Origin of the sequence: Flavobacterium sp. RHBU_24 (genome assembly GCF_046613695.1) — a bacterium.
Lineage (GTDB): Bacteria > Bacteroidota > Bacteroidia > Flavobacteriales > Flavobacteriaceae > Flavobacterium.
The window spans coordinates 1-316 of the sequence record NZ_JBKJHD010000067.1; the positions used below are offsets into that span (position 1 = coordinate 1).

The window sequence follows — 316 nt, forward strand, 5'->3', positions numbered from 1 at the left end:
ATTAGCTATAACTTCAACTGTTACACTAACCGGAGCCGGTGTACAGCCGTTAGCAGGGGCAACCGTATTTGTAATAACGTAAGTACCCACTGTACTGTTTGCAGGGTCTATAATACCCGTAGCAGGGTCTATAGCAAGGCCCGGAACATCTACCGTGAAGGTACCCATAACACCACCGCCAACAGCTACTGGGGCAAGAGCAGCATAGTCTGTACAGAATGTATCAAACTCATACTGGAAGTCTGCAACAGGCAGCGTAGTAATGGTAATAGTTGTCGTATCGGTTACATCTGCACAACCAGCAGCTGCCGGTATG

The 316-nt window shown here is 48.1% G+C and carries 1 protein-coding gene; it reads right to left on the reverse strand.

Annotation, left to right across the window (positions count from 1 at the left end):
* Window positions 1-316, reverse strand: a 316-nt coding sequence (locus tag ACLI09_RS18100) for a hypothetical protein (protein ID WP_411421045.1), incomplete at both ends; no start/stop codon positions are given.